A 13,011-nucleotide genomic window follows, 5' to 3' on the forward strand; every position below is an offset into this window, starting at 1 on the left:
ATCGCCAGGCAACATGGACAATAATCGGTCGGCGAAAAATTCGTTATAGGCACGGCGTTTTTCGTCTTCCATGCTGAAGACCAGCGGGCTGACCCGCTGGTTCATCAACTGACTGGCTCTGGCTACAGAAACGCTGTGCAGCGCCATATTCCAGTGGAAGTGCAGCGCCTGAGCCTGACGGGACTGGCAATCATTGAGGCCCGCGAATTGCTTGCCGTCCCGGAACGGAAACTCCATCGCAAAACGAACGCGGTAGAGCCTGACAATGGTGGCCGCGTCCATCGTGGGATCCGTACTGAACAGCAATTCGAGGGTCGGCCCCGACTTGCCTGGCCACAGCAGGGCCACCACCCGGACCTCTCGCTTCAGTGCCACGGCATACACCACGGTGGTGTATGCCGTGCAGGTGTCCGTCCACGGCAGCACGTCCCAGCGAGAGAAATCGCTCAAACTTACCTTGCCATCGTATTTTTTGGGGCGCCCACGGCGGCCTGTTTTGGGGCCAGGATAGAGATGCTTGAGGGAGGCGTCCCGGCGGAGCTTTCCGACGAAGGGCAGTTGCCCTTCGTCCACTACAGGGTCAACAAACTTTTTCTTGGCGTAGTAGGCATCACTCACTACAGCCAGCACCTGTTCGCGCATGGCATGAGGCAATTGGGTCAAGGTGTTCAGCATGTCCTGGGCGTAGACATCCGTGCGCGTCTGCTTGCCAGGCAAGTTCGCAGGCGTCTGGCTGATGGACAGCGGGAATGGCTGCTGGGTTTCCAGATCGACCCACGTCACACAAGAGCCTTCCAATCCAGAGAGTGAACGCTGTTGACAGCCGCTCCAGAACTGAGCTATGCCAGGGGTACAGTGGCCATTTTTGTTGATGAAGACAGCGTCAATCCCAAGAATGGATGTTGAACCCAGGCACTCCTGATCTTGCAGCTGCAAGATCAGACGGGTATTCAACTCTACCCATGGCAGGGGTTTCTGGAACCAGGCACGATGGGTTCGCTCAGATGGCCCGCCATAGCGGGTCAGATTGGTGAAATTCAGTCGTCCAGGAACGACCAGCCACAGCACCAGAAGCACCTGAAGATAGGCAGCCTGGGTGGCACGCACTCTGGTTCCAGAAAGCAGAGTCGCTAGAATCTGGATGGGGGTCGTCCGTTGTGTTGCCACACATCAACATGGACGATCCCCACCCCATTCGTCAAAAACCTTCCGGACTACTGTTTATGACATCTGCTCTAAAAACCGACTGCGCCTACTTCCCCTTGCCCCCGGTCCAGCCCAGCAGCCGCAACACGATCACGGCGGGCACGGCCAGCACGGCGCGCACGGCGTTCCAGACGGTACCGCGCACGCTGGGCAGCAGCCGTCCCTCGGCGCGGGTGGGGGCGTGGGGCAGCACACGGGGAATTTTGGAACTTGCCGTGTCCAGCAGATCGCCCAGACGGCCCGGCAGCGGCGAACCCTTCTGCTTTTTCTGGCGGGCTTCCAGTTCCTGGGCAGTGGGGGCAGCGTCGATCTGCACGCCCTTTTCCACCAGCGCGGCCTTCTTTTCCACGCTGCCCGCGCCCCCTGCGCCAGAGCCGTACTTCTGCGAGTACACCCAGGTCACCTCTGCACCGAAGAAGAAGACCATGCTGGAAAAGTAGATCCACAGCAGCAGCAACACCAGCGACCCGGCGGCCCCGAAGGCACTGCCCGGCGCGGCCTGACCCAGATAGATGCCGATACCAAGTTGCCCCAGCGTGAACAGCACCGAGGTGATGGCCGAGCCGATCCAGACTTCCTTCCACTGGAGTTTGACATTGGGCAGCGTCTTGTACAGCGCGGCGAACACCACCGTCAGGATGCCCGCGCTGACCACGAAGGTCACGACGCGCACAAAGAAAGTTCCCAGGCCAATCGTTTCGCCCAGTTGCTCGGCGATGGCCGACAGGTAGGTGTTGCCTATCAGAAAGGCGATGATGATCACGCCGATGCCCAGCACCAGCGCAAAAGACAGTAGCCGCGACTTGATCACGTTCAGGATGCCGTTGCCCGTGGGCGGTTCTGCGCCCCACAGCGTGTTCAGGGCGTCCTGAAGCTGCACGAACAGCCCGGTGGACCCCATGAAGAGCGTCACGAAGCCCGCGATGCTGGCCAGCAGGGTGGACTGTTGCAGTTTGCTGCCGTCTGGCACGATGCCCTTGACAAATTCCACGGCGCTCTGGTTGAGGTTGGCAGCCAGGAATTCAAACAACTGTTCCTGCACGTTGGCGTCTGCCAGCAGCCCACTGGCGACGGCCAGCACGAAAAACAGCAGCGGCGCGATGGCGAAGATGGCGTAATACGCCAGCGCGGCAGCCAGACGCGGGGCCTTGTCCTGGCTGAAGGCCAGCGCAGCCTCGCGCAGCAGGGTGAACAGATTGGCGGGCGTGAACCTCATGGGGGCAGTGTAGCGGGCGACCCCGACTCCGCTGGTTGGCTTAATCTAAAAAGATGCGCCCCATTCCTGACGGTTTCACACAGACCCTGACCCTGACGGTGACCCCCGAGATGACCGTCGATTTCGGTGAATTCGGCGCGGTTCATCCGGTCTACGCCACCTACTGGATGGCCAAACACTTCGAGGAAGCGGGCCGCAAGATCATCCTGCCGTTTCTGGAAGACGGCGAGGGCGGCATCGGCTCTCAGGTGGAGGTGATCCACACTGGCCCGGCCCTGCCCGGCATGACTGTGACCGTCACGGCCACCTTCACGGGTCAGCAGGGGCGGCGCATCCACGCCAGTATGCGCGCCGTCACCGAACTGGGCGACGAGATCGGTCACGGCAGCACCACGCAGGCCGCCCTGCCGCAGACGCGTATCGACGCCAATTTTGAGGCGCTGCGGGGGCGCTGGGCAGCCAGCAGGGCAGGGTAGCGCAGCATCTGACCCCCGCTATTTGCCAGTTAAACTGGGCCGACAAACCACTTTGACTTCTAAGTAAATGGGTATGGGGGGTCTGCTGGCCCGCTATGCTGGGGGACACTATGCCCAAGTCCCCTCCCGTGTCCCGGTACTACGACGTCAAGCGCGATGAACAGGGCAACCGGTTTATCGACGTGCAGGTCAGTGGTCTGGGGCTGCTTCAGAATCCGCTGCTGAACAAGACCACCGCCTTCACGCCCGAGGAGCGCCGCGATCTGGGCCTGGAAGGGCTGATCCCGCCGCACATCAGCAGCTTCGAGGAGCAGAAGGACCGCACCTACCGCCGCTACTCGCGCTGCATCAACGACCTGGAAAAGCACGAGTACCTGCGCGCCCTTCAGGACCGCAACGAGGTGCTGTTCTTCGGCGTACTGGAAGACCACCTGGAAGAAATGCTGCCGATCATCTACACCCCCACGGTGGGCGAGGCGGTCAAGTTCTTCTCCAGCAACTACCGCTACCCGCGCGGCTTCACGGTCAGCACCCAGGACATCGAACGGGTGGACGACATGCTGGAAAACGTGACCGTCAACGACGTGCGGATGATCGTGGCCACCGACAGCAGCGCCATTCTGGGCATCGGGGATCAGGGCTTCGGCGGCATGGCGATCAGCATCGGCAAGCTCTCGCTTTACACGGCTGCGGGGGGCGTCGGCCCCGACAAGACCCTGCCCGTCGAGCTGGACGTGGGCACCAACCGTCAGGATCTGATCGACGATCCGCTGTACCTGGGCGTTCACCACAAGCGCCTGACCGGGGCCGCCTACGACGAGTTTCTGGACTCATTCGTGGAAGCCGTCTCTGCGCGCTACCCCAAGGCGATCATCCAGTGGGAGGATTTCTCTCGTGGTACGGCCTTCCGGGTGCTGGAGCGCTACCGCAAGGTGGTCCCCAGCTTCAACGACGACATCCAGGGCACCGGGGCAATGGCCCTGGCCGGGGTGATGAGCGCGGCCCGCATCAAGGGCGAGCGCCTGTCCGAACAGGTCTTCGTGATCGTGGGCGCGGGCGCGGCAGGCATCGGCGTCGCCACCGCCATCCGGCAGGGCCTGGAAGCCGATGGCCTGAGCTACGCCGAGGCCAACGCCCGCGTGTACGTGGTGGACCGCCACGGCCTACTGATGCACGGGCAGGACGATCTGGAAGCGCAGCAGATGAGCTTCGTGCGCGGCCCGGCGGATTTGGACGGCTGGACCTACGTGGGCGAGTACCCCACCCTGCACGAGGTCATTGTCAACGCCCGCGCCACCGCGCTGCTGGGCTTTACCGGGGTGCCGGGCCTGTTCCGCCAGGAAAGCGTGGAGGCCATGCTGGACCACACGCCGCGCCCGATCATCTTTCCCCTCAGCAACCCCAGCAGCCACGTCGAGGCCCAGCCCGCCGACCTGATCAAGTGGACGAACGGCGGCGCGATCATCGCCTCCGGCAGCCCCTTCCCGGACGTGGAATATGGGGGGAAGTCCTACCCGGTGGGGCAGGGCAACAACGCGTTTATCTTTCCCGGCCTGGGCTTTGGCGCGGTGGCCGCCCGCGCCCGCGAGATCACCGACAACATGGTGATGGCCTCGGCAAAAACGCTGGCCGAGTTCACCCAGAGTTACGGCGAGCGTGTCTACCCGCCTATCAGCTCCCTACGCGAACTGAGCATCCGGGTGGCGGTGAACGTGGCCCGGCAGGCCATCACCGACGGCGTGTGCGCCGAGCGCCGGATTCGCACCATGACCGACGAGCAACTGGAAACGGTGATCCGGGACCGCGCGTGGCTGCCCAAATACCTGCCGCTGCGGAAGGCAGCGAACGTGAACGGGGGATAGTCGTATCGGAATCCATGGCCGTTTAGTTGTTTGCCACGAGATGATTGGCAGGCTGCTGCGAATGCATCTGCTGGGGCTGACCCCTGCCCAGGCAATGGCCCTCAGCCATTTGCGGGACGTGGTTTACCGAATTGAGGACGGGGATTGACCGCGAGCGTGGGCGGTGGGACGTTTCGCGCGCTTGAAGATTCCTGATGAGGCTGGGGGCGTTGTCGCAGTTGGTGGCCTGCTGTCTCAAGCGCAAGAGTTCTGTTTGCTGAGCGCTCTAGATTTGTCAGGGTGAGCAGGCCGCAACCCTCTGGACGACACGGCCCACCCCGGCCCAATATGATCTCTCCTCGACTGCCTGCCTTTGCCGTGGTGCCTCGCTGCCCGCTTCATCTGCCCATCGCGTATCTGGTGCTGGCGTTTTTTGCTGTGGGAATGCCCATCATCATGTTTCAAAACGCCAGCGCGTGGCTGCCAGTAGGGCTGCTGGAAGCGCGCTGCGAGGCTGCTTACCGGGCCAGTTCCTATCCGCAATTCGAGAAACCGAGCTTCTCTTTCGTCTATGGAGGCAAAACCGCCTACGTCTTTGAAGCCAGTAGCGCCAAAATGACGGTGACAGAGTTTGCCACCCTTTCGTTGCCATCTGACCAGTGGAAGCGGGTTCGCCTGGCCTGTCTGGCCGGAATGAAAGGCAGGGTCAAGTTACAGCCCCTTTGATTGTTTCCAATCCCCCACGCCCTCACCCCGCCCCTGACCGCCTCGCCCTAAACTGGGGGGGTGAAGAGGTGTGTGGTGTGCGGTGAATGTCCAGCGGTCCAGAGATCGGTCTTTTTTGCTGTCTCACTGGTTATTCACTGCTTCTCGGAGGTACGCGCATGAGTGCCATCTACCAGCGTGCCCGCCCGATCCGCTGGGATCAGGTGATCGGTCAGGAACACGTCAAGGACGTGCTGAAGGCCGCGCTGGAGTCCGGGCGCATAGGCCACGCCTACCTCTTTAGCGGGCCGCGTGGCGTGGGCAAGACCACCACCGCCCGCCTGATCGCCATGACCGCCAACTGCACTGGCCCGGACCCCAAACCCTGCGGCGAGTGTGAGTCGTGCATCAGCGTCCGCGCCGGGTCTCATCCCGACGTGATGGAAATCGACGCCGCCAGCAACAACAGTGTGGACGACGTGCGCGACTTGCGTGAACTGGTGGGTCTGGCCGCCATGCGCGGCGGCAAGAAAATCTACATTCTGGACGAGGCGCACATGATGTCGCGGGCGGCCTTCAACGCCCTGCTTAAAACACTGGAGGAGCCGCCCAGCCACGTCATTTTCATTCTGGCTACCACCGAGCCGGAAAAGATCATTCCCACCATCCTCTCGCGCTGTCAGCATTACCGTTTTCGCCGCCTGACGCCCGAGGAAATCGCCGGGAAGCTGGCCGGGCTGGCCGTCCAGGAGGGCATGACCGCCGACGGTGATGCCCTGCACCTGATTGGGCGGCTGGCTGACGGCGCGATGCGTGACGGTGAAAGCCTGCTGGAGCGCATGCTGGCGGCGGGCAGCGCGGTCACGCGGGCCGGGGTGGAAGAAGCGCTGGGCCTGCCCCCCGGCGAGCGCGTGCGCGCAATCGCGGCGGCGCTGGTGGCGGGCGACGCGGGCGCGGCTTTGCAGGGAGCTGGGAGGTTGTACCGCGACGGCTTCGCGGCGCGCACGGTGGTGGAGGGACTGGTCTCGGCGCTGGGTGCGGCCCTGCACGCTGAGCTGGGTCTGGGCGAGGAAGGGCGGCTGGAAGGCGCGGATGTTCCCCGACTCCTGAAATTGCAGGCCGCGCTGGACGAGCAGGAGGCCCGCTTTGCCCGCTCCGCCGATGGGCAGAGTCTGGAACTGGCCCTGACCCACGCGCTGCTGGCCGCTGACAGCGGTGGGGGAGGGGCCGTATCCGGTGGAAGCGCGGCGGCCATACCGGCGGACCTGATACAGCGCCTGAACCGCATGGAAAAGGAGCTGGCGGGCTTGCGCGCGGGAGGAGGCGCGGTCAGTGGGGCGGCAACTCAGGAGCGGCGCGGCCCCGCCCCGGCCCGTGAAGTGGTGCGCGAGGCGGTGGCGGCCATCCAGGGTGACCCCCAGACGGCTGATGAGGCTCCAGCACCTCAGCAGGGCAACTGGGCCGATGTGGTCCGCGCGGCCAGCATGCAGCTCCGTGCCTTCCTGAAGCCTGCGCGGATGCACGCCGAGGCCGGGTATGTCAGCCTGACGTACAGCGACAATGGATTTCACGCCAAGCAGGCGGTCAGCAAGTTTGATGATATTTCCGTGCTGGCCCTCAAGGTGTTTGGCCCGGTCACCTTTGAGCTGATCACGGCGGAGGCCAACAAGAAGCAGAAACTGGGTGGCAGCTCTGCGGGGGAGGCTCCGGCCCCAGCTCCCCGGCCCGTGCTGTCTGTGCGCCCTGCTCCCGTGCAGGCTGCCCCAGCCGCCGAAATTGAGATCGCTCCCTTCGATCCGGCCCCACGCCGCGCCAGCCGGGGTCCAGAGGGGGCAGGACCGCAGGCGACATCAGCATCAGCCCAGGCCACGCCCCTCCAGACGGCTCTTCCGCCACGTCCGGCTGCTGTGGCGACGCTGGAGCCGCCCGCGAGTGGCCCCCCTCCGCGCCCCCAGACACGCCCCCCTGAGACCCGGCAGCCCGAAACCAGACTGGCCCGCCCCGCCAGCCCGGATGACGTGGCCCCCGCGCCGCTGCCCACCATCGATGCCGATCCCTGGCAGGCCGATCATGTGGCCGACGCGCCCCCGCCGCCAGCCGAGGCCCGCGCCCCCTCCCGCGAGCTGTATGTCGTGGAGGCTATCGACGTTGAACCCGACTGGGACGATATCGGCGGCCCACTGGACACGGCGGGACCATCCGGCCCAGCCGATCTGGCCGACGCGCCGTATGCCAGTCTGGCCGCCTCACGTCCCACGCCTGCCCCGCGCCCGGCAGCACCGTCTCCGTCGCCAGTGGACCAGCCTCAGCTCAGGCCAGCCCAGGCCAGCGCCGCGCCCTCGCGCCCTGGCGATATCCGCGCCCACCCCATGTACGACGAGATCAAGGGCCGCTTCAGCGGACGCGTGCGCGAGATCGGCAAGAACCGCAATCCGGTGGTCCCGGTGGTAGAAAACGAGACGGAAGACGAGGACACCGAGAACTGATTCAGCGCCTCAATCCAGCTCAAGCGTGATCGTCACTGGGCCGTCGTTGCTCAGGTCGATGACCATATGGTCGCCGAAACGGCCCTCGCCCACCGTTAAACCCAGGTCGCGCAGGGCGGCGTTGAACGTGCCGTACAGCTCGCGGGCGTGTTCAGGCGGGGCCGCGCCGATGAAGCTGGGGCGGTTGCCTGCGCGGGTGTCGGCGTATAGCGTGAACTGACTGATGCTCAGAATGCCGCCGCCCTGCCCCTGAGCAACACAGTCCAGAACGCTGCGGTTCATCTTGCCCGCATCGTCGCCGAAGATTCGCAATTTGGCAATCTTGGCCGCCAGGGCTTTCGCGGTCTTGGCGCTGTCCCCCGGCGCGACGCCCAGCAGGACCAGCAATCCTGGCCCGGTCTGCCCAGTGACCTCGCCCGCCACGGTGCAGATGGCGTGGTTCACGCGCTGGATGACGGCGCGCACTAGTTGCCCTGTGGGTCATTGCTCTGTGTGCCGCTGCCCAGCCGTTCGCGCAGGCTGGAAATCGCCCCGGTCAGCAGATCGGCCTCTGCAAAATCCAGATTGCCGCGCGTCTTATCGGCCAGCATGGTCAGCAGCTTTAAACTGCGCTCAGCGGTCTGGCGGGCGCGGCCCTCCTGCAACAACCCGTCGCGAGCGGCGCTGGCCGTGGCGGCGTTCAGATCGCCCAGCGCGGCCTCGGCGGTGGCCTGAAGAGAATTGACGAGTCCGACGAATTCAGGATGGGGCATGGGCGTCAGTGTACGGGGCGGGGGAGGGCCGGGCGTCCTCCAGGATTTCAATTCTGGAATGGACATGCGGCGGTATGGCCACTTTCACGCAAGTCAGGACCACAGTCAGGCCCTTGCGTCAGTCACATCGTCTGACGCCGATCAACCCAGAGTGACACTCATCACGCATCAGGGGCCAGAACTTCAGAACAGCCCCGGCTGACCGTCCATCTCCGGCGGCCTGAGCTGCGCCAGTTCCCCCGGCTCCTTCTCGCCGCGCAGCACGGCGGCCACCTCGCGGATATCACGCCAGGTCAGCGCTTTGGGACTGCCGGGAGTGCGGGCGGCATTTCGCAGCAGGTAGGCGGGGTGAAACATTGGCATCAGCAGCGCCTCATACGTCCCGCCCTTTCCGTCGCTGTGCGTGGATCCGAACCACTGGCCGCGCAGGCTGGCGACACCGCGCCCGGTCTTCAGCAGGTGCTGGGTGGCGGTGTTGCCCAGGCTCAGGATGATGCGGGGGCGCAAAAAGGAGAGCTGGGCGTCCAGCCACAGGTCCGTGCAGGTCTCGATCTCATCGGGCCGGGGGGTGCGGTTGCCGGGTGGGCGGCAGCGAACGGTGTTGGTCAGGTATGCCTCATCCCGCGCGATTCCCGCCGAGGCCAGGATGCGGTCCAGCAGTTCTCCACCCTGGCCCACAAAAGGGCGGCGAAGGCGGTCTTCCTCGCGCCCCGGCCCCTCGCCGACAATGACCAGCCGGGCAGAGGGGTCGCCCTCGGCCACCACCACCCCGGTGCAGCCGGGGCGCAGGAGGCAGGCGACGCAGCCCACGCTCCGCAACTCCAGCGCCTGCAATGCGGCCCTGCGTGAAGTCATCTGGCGGGCGGCGTCAGCTTCCAGCCGTGACTCCTGCTGGAGACGCAGCTTCTGGCGACGCGGCCAGTTTGGGGCGGCGGCTGCGGGCCTCGCGGCGGGTCTTGGGGTCCAGGCCCACCAGCAGAAAGAAATTCTCCAGCGCGTTCTCGCGGCCCTTCAGATCGGGATGTTCGTTCTCGGGCGTGCCGGTGGAAAACGGAATGGCCTCGTACAGTTCCAGGGCGTGGGCAATCACGTCGTCGGGCGCGTGCTTCTCGGCGTAGGTCCCCAGCGCCACATAGACCTCGCGGCGGCATTCGGCGTGTTTCAAGAAGGCGTCCGGCCAGGGTGTCTCGGGGGCGCGCAGCATGTCCTGGCGGGCAATCCGGCGGTAGTGCTTCAGACCTTGCAGGAGCTGATCGGTGGTCATGGGTTCCTTCATCGGTCCTCCAGATTGGGCGGTCGGGCTGTGGGCAATCGGGCGGTGGTGGCCTGCGCCAAGTATAGGAGGCTGGCCCCGCAGAAGTCCTGCGGTCCGCGTGGGAATGCCTGGAGTGCGGACCCGAAAACAGGCCCGCAATCGGTCTCAGCGAACACATTTTCGACACATGAGTAAGATGAGAGAGTGGCAAATCGTGCAAAAGGGGTTCAGGCTGTGACTGTCGGCACTTTTGCTACCCCGCCGAACATGAGCTGAAATCTGAGAAGCTTGAGCCAGACGCCGGATTCTCGCCTCATGTGTCTCTGGCACGGACGCATAAACAACGTATAGGCGCATAAAGGTGACGTTTAAGTTCGAGAATTAAGAACAAATAAATAAAGTTGGGATAAACTTCTGGGGTCGATGACTTACTCCCGCCTGCTTCTGCCCCTCGCTTTCGCCGCCCTGATCAGCCCCGCTGCCCTGGCCTCCACGTACACCGTCAAGAGCGGTGACACCCTGTCTGCGATCTCGCGGGCCACGGGTACGGACGCCGGAACACTGATGCGCCTGAACGGCCTGAGCAGCAGCACCATCCAGATCGGGCAGAAGCTGAACATCGGCGGGGCCACCGTTGCCGCGCCTGCCCGCGCCGCGCCCGCCGCCACCAACTCTGGCGGCGCGTTCGTGCGGACCGCCGCCGCCCGTTTCCTGGGTGTGCGTTACAACCTGGGCGGCAGCGGCAGAAACGGTCTGGACTGCTCCAGCTTCACCCAGAGCGTGTTCCGTAGCATGGGAATCAGCATTCCGCGCACCGCCGCCTCGCAGTGGCGCAGCGGTTACGCGGTCAGCCGCCGTGACCTGCGCTCGGGCGATCTGGTGTTCTTCAACACCATGGGCCGCACCGCCAGCCATGTGGGCCTGTACGTGGGCGACGGCATGATGGCCAACGCCAACAGCTACCGGGGCCGGACCGTCATCGAGCCGCTGTTCGCCAACGCGTACTGGGCCAGCCGCTACAACGGCGCACGCCGCATCATGAACTGAACGCAGACCACCCTGGAAGGCTGGCGGACGACATCGACTCGTCCGCCAGCCTTCTTTTCGTCCGTCTTGCTTCCTTGCCCTGCTACCCTGAGTGCCGATGAAACTTCTGGTGGTGGGTGGCGCGGGGTATATCGGTTCACATACGGTCCGGCAATTGCGGGCGGCGGGGCACGGCGTGGTGGTGCTGGACAATCTCTCCAGCGGTCACGCTGAAGCCCTGACCAATGGCGTGGAACTGGTCAGGGCCGACTTGCTGGACTATCCCAGCGTCAAGGCCGCCCTGGAGGCCCACAAGCCCGACGCCGTGATCCACTTTGCCGCGCTGATCGAGGTGGGCGAGAGCATGCGCGCCCCGGCCCGCTACTACCGCAACAACGTGGTGGGCAGTCTGAACCTGCTGCAAGCCATCGTGGACACCCGCAAGGTGCCGCTGGTCTTTTCCAGCACCGCCGCCGTTTACGGCACCACCGACGCCGTGCCGATCCCCGAAGACGCCGCCATGCAGCCTGAAAGCGTCTACGGCGAGACCAAGCTGATGACCGAGCGCATGATCCACGCCTTTCATACCGCGCACGGCCTGCCCTACACGATCCTGCGGTACTTCAACGTCTGCGGCGCGGCCCCCGCCGGGGACATCGGCGAGGCACATCCCAGCCAGTCGCATCTGATCGAACTGGCGTGCATGACCGCCCTGGGCCAGCGCGAGAAGATGATGATCTTCGGCGAGGATTACGACACGCCCGATGGCACCTGCATCCGCGATTACGTGCATGTGCAGGATCTGGCCGACGCGCATGTGCTGGCGGTGGAGGCGCTGAATGCTGGAAAGACCGACGCCGCTACCTACAACGTGGGTCTGGGCCACGGCTTCAGCGTCAAGCAGGTGCTGGATGCCGTGGACGCGGTGGTGGGCACGCCGCTGGACCGCGAGATCGCCCCCCGCCGCGCAGGCGATCCGCCCCGGCTGGTGGCTGATGCCACGAAGATCGTCCAGGAGCTGGGTTTTGCGCCGCAGTTCACCGACTTGCAGGAGATCGTGCAGACGGCCTGGAACTGGCACAAGGGGCATCCGCACGGCTTCGAGAAGTAGGGGCGTAAAATAGCCCTATGACAGACGCCGCCCCGAAAGCCATCAGCGTGGAGGACTACCTGCGAACCGAGCGCGAGAGTCCTTATAAGCGCGAGTATGTGGGCGGTTTCGTGTACCCGCTGCATGCTCAGGCGGGGGCGAGCAGCGAACATGGGCGAATCAGTTTGCGGATTGCGGCGGCACTGTTGCCAGACGCGGATGGGCAGGGCTGCCGCGTGTACCAGTCCGACATGCAGCTCTTCGTCTCTGGCGCGTCCAGTTACTTTTACCCCGACGTGATGCTGGTCTGCGGCGGCGATCAGCCGGGGCGCTATCACGAGTCGTCCCCGTGCCTGCTGGCCGAAGTTCTCTCCACCAGCACGGTGCACAATGACCGCCGCCACAAATACGCCGTCTATACCGCTATTCCCACCCTGCAAACCTACCTGCTGGTGTCGCAGGACGAACGCTACGTCGTGGAATATCAGCGCAACGGTAAGGAATGGACCATGCGCGAACACCGGGGCGCGGGGCAGGTGGACGTTCCCTGTCTGGGACAGGTGCTGACCCTGGACCAGATTTACCGGGGCGTGCTTTAAGAGCGCGTTTATAAAGGGTCAGACCCGGTGGCAGGTAGAAGGCTGGAATCATAACCGACATGCCTGACATGAGGGGCGTCCGGGGCGTATCCCCGGACGTATGCAATCACCCTCACTTGACAGTTTCCGCTGCCTCAACCCTGCTTGTCCAGCCGCTGGCCAGCCAGGTCTCGGGAATATTCGTCACCGCAAGTGGTACGACACGCGCTCGGGGCCACGCCGGTTGCTCCGCTGCTCGACCTGCGCCCGGGAATTCAGTGAACGCAAAGGCACCGCCCTGTGGAACGTGAAGCTCCCCTGTGAGCGGGTGGAGAGCATCGTGGAGCACGTGACGCGCGGGAACAGCTTCAAGCAGACCG

General features: G+C 64.4%; 13 protein-coding genes and 1 pseudogene. 8 read left to right on the forward strand and 6 right to left on the reverse strand.

Going from position 1 to position 13,011, the window contains the following annotated elements; all coding sequences use genetic code 11:
* Both Q319_RS0119495 and Q319_RS0119500 read right to left on the reverse strand, forming a co-directional pair.
* On the reverse strand, positions 1–1,107 hold a 1,107-nt coding region (locus tag Q319_RS0119495; RefSeq protein ID WP_051655586.1), incomplete at its 3' end, for a transposase.
* A 145-nt stretch (positions 1,108–1,252) separates the two neighbouring features.
* Positions 1,253–2,422, reverse strand: coding sequence for a YihY/virulence factor BrkB family protein (locus Q319_RS0119500; protein WP_029484111.1), 1,170 nt, complete (start codon positions 2,420–2,422; stop codon positions 1,253–1,255).
* Between the two features lie 53 nt (positions 2,423–2,475).
* Between Q319_RS0119500 and Q319_RS0119505 the strand changes: the two genes are divergently transcribed.
* The 4 genes from Q319_RS0119505 (at position 2,476) to dnaX (ending at position 7,930) form a co-directional block, all read left to right on the forward strand.
* The gene (locus Q319_RS0119505; protein ID WP_029484112.1) at positions 2,476–2,898 is read left to right on the forward strand and encodes a thioesterase family protein; all 423 of its coding nucleotides are present in this window, start codon (positions 2,476–2,478) and stop codon (positions 2,896–2,898) included.
* A 110-nt stretch (positions 2,899–3,008) separates the two neighbouring features.
* On the forward strand, positions 3,009–4,760 hold the full coding sequence (locus Q319_RS0119510; RefSeq protein ID WP_029484113.1) for an NAD-dependent malic enzyme: 1,752 nt from the start codon (positions 3,009–3,011) through the stop codon (positions 4,758–4,760).
* 423 nt (positions 4,761–5,183) lie between these two features.
* Complete coding sequence (locus Q319_RS0119520) at positions 5,184–5,465, forward strand: hypothetical protein (protein WP_156039471.1); 282 nt, start codon at positions 5,184–5,186, stop codon at positions 5,463–5,465.
* A 158-nt stretch (positions 5,466–5,623) separates the two neighbouring features.
* Positions 5,624–7,930, forward strand: coding sequence for a DNA polymerase III subunit gamma/tau (gene dnaX, locus Q319_RS0119525; protein WP_029484115.1), 2,307 nt, complete (start codon positions 5,624–5,626; stop codon positions 7,928–7,930).
* Positions 7,931–7,939: 9 nt separating this feature from the next.
* Here the strand turns inward: dnaX and dtd are convergent, their stop codons facing one another.
* The 4 genes from dtd to Q319_RS0119545 form a co-directional block, all read right to left on the reverse strand.
* Positions 7,940–8,395 carry a D-aminoacyl-tRNA deacylase gene (dtd, locus tag Q319_RS0119530; protein ID WP_029484116.1) on the reverse strand — a complete coding sequence of 152 codons (456 nt, stop codon included), beginning with the start codon at positions 8,393–8,395 and terminating at the stop codon, positions 7,940–7,942.
* Complete coding sequence (locus tag Q319_RS0119535) at positions 8,395–8,682, reverse strand: DUF1844 domain-containing protein (RefSeq protein ID WP_029484117.1); 288 nt, start codon at positions 8,680–8,682, stop codon at positions 8,395–8,397. The genes dtd and Q319_RS0119535 overlap by 1 nt, the downstream gene beginning before the upstream one ends.
* A 183-nt stretch (positions 8,683–8,865) precedes the next feature.
* Positions 8,866–9,537, reverse strand: coding sequence for a uracil-DNA glycosylase (locus Q319_RS0119540; protein ID WP_029484118.1), 672 nt, complete (start codon positions 9,535–9,537; stop codon positions 8,866–8,868).
* A gap of 13 nt (positions 9,538–9,550) precedes the next feature.
* On the reverse strand, positions 9,551–9,958 hold the full coding sequence (locus Q319_RS0119545; protein WP_029484119.1) for a hypothetical protein: 408 nt from the start codon (positions 9,956–9,958) through the stop codon (positions 9,551–9,553).
* 402 nt (positions 9,959–10,360) lie between these two features.
* On the opposite strand from Q319_RS0119545, the gene Q319_RS0119550 reads away from it, so the two are divergent.
* The 4 genes and pseudogenes from Q319_RS0119550 to Q319_RS28390 all read left to right on the forward strand — a co-directional run.
* Positions 10,361–10,984, forward strand: coding sequence for a C40 family peptidase (locus Q319_RS0119550; RefSeq protein WP_029484120.1), 624 nt, complete (start codon positions 10,361–10,363; stop codon positions 10,982–10,984).
* Between the two features lie 97 nt (positions 10,985–11,081).
* Positions 11,082–12,074, forward strand: coding sequence for a UDP-glucose 4-epimerase GalE (galE, locus tag Q319_RS0119555; protein ID WP_029484121.1), 993 nt, complete (start codon positions 11,082–11,084; stop codon positions 12,072–12,074).
* Between the two features lie 17 nt (positions 12,075–12,091).
* Entirely contained in the window at positions 12,092–12,652 is a 561-nt protein-coding gene (locus Q319_RS0119560) for a Uma2 family endonuclease (protein ID WP_029484122.1), read from the forward strand.
* Positions 12,653–12,752: 100 nt separating this feature from the next.
* Positions 12,753–13,011, forward strand: a pseudogene (locus Q319_RS28390) (IS1 family transposase); the annotation flags it as partial.

The sequence above is a fragment of the Deinococcus marmoris DSM 12784 genome (assembly GCF_000701405.1).
GTDB classification, from domain to species: domain Bacteria; phylum Deinococcota; class Deinococci; order Deinococcales; family Deinococcaceae; genus Deinococcus; species Deinococcus marmoris.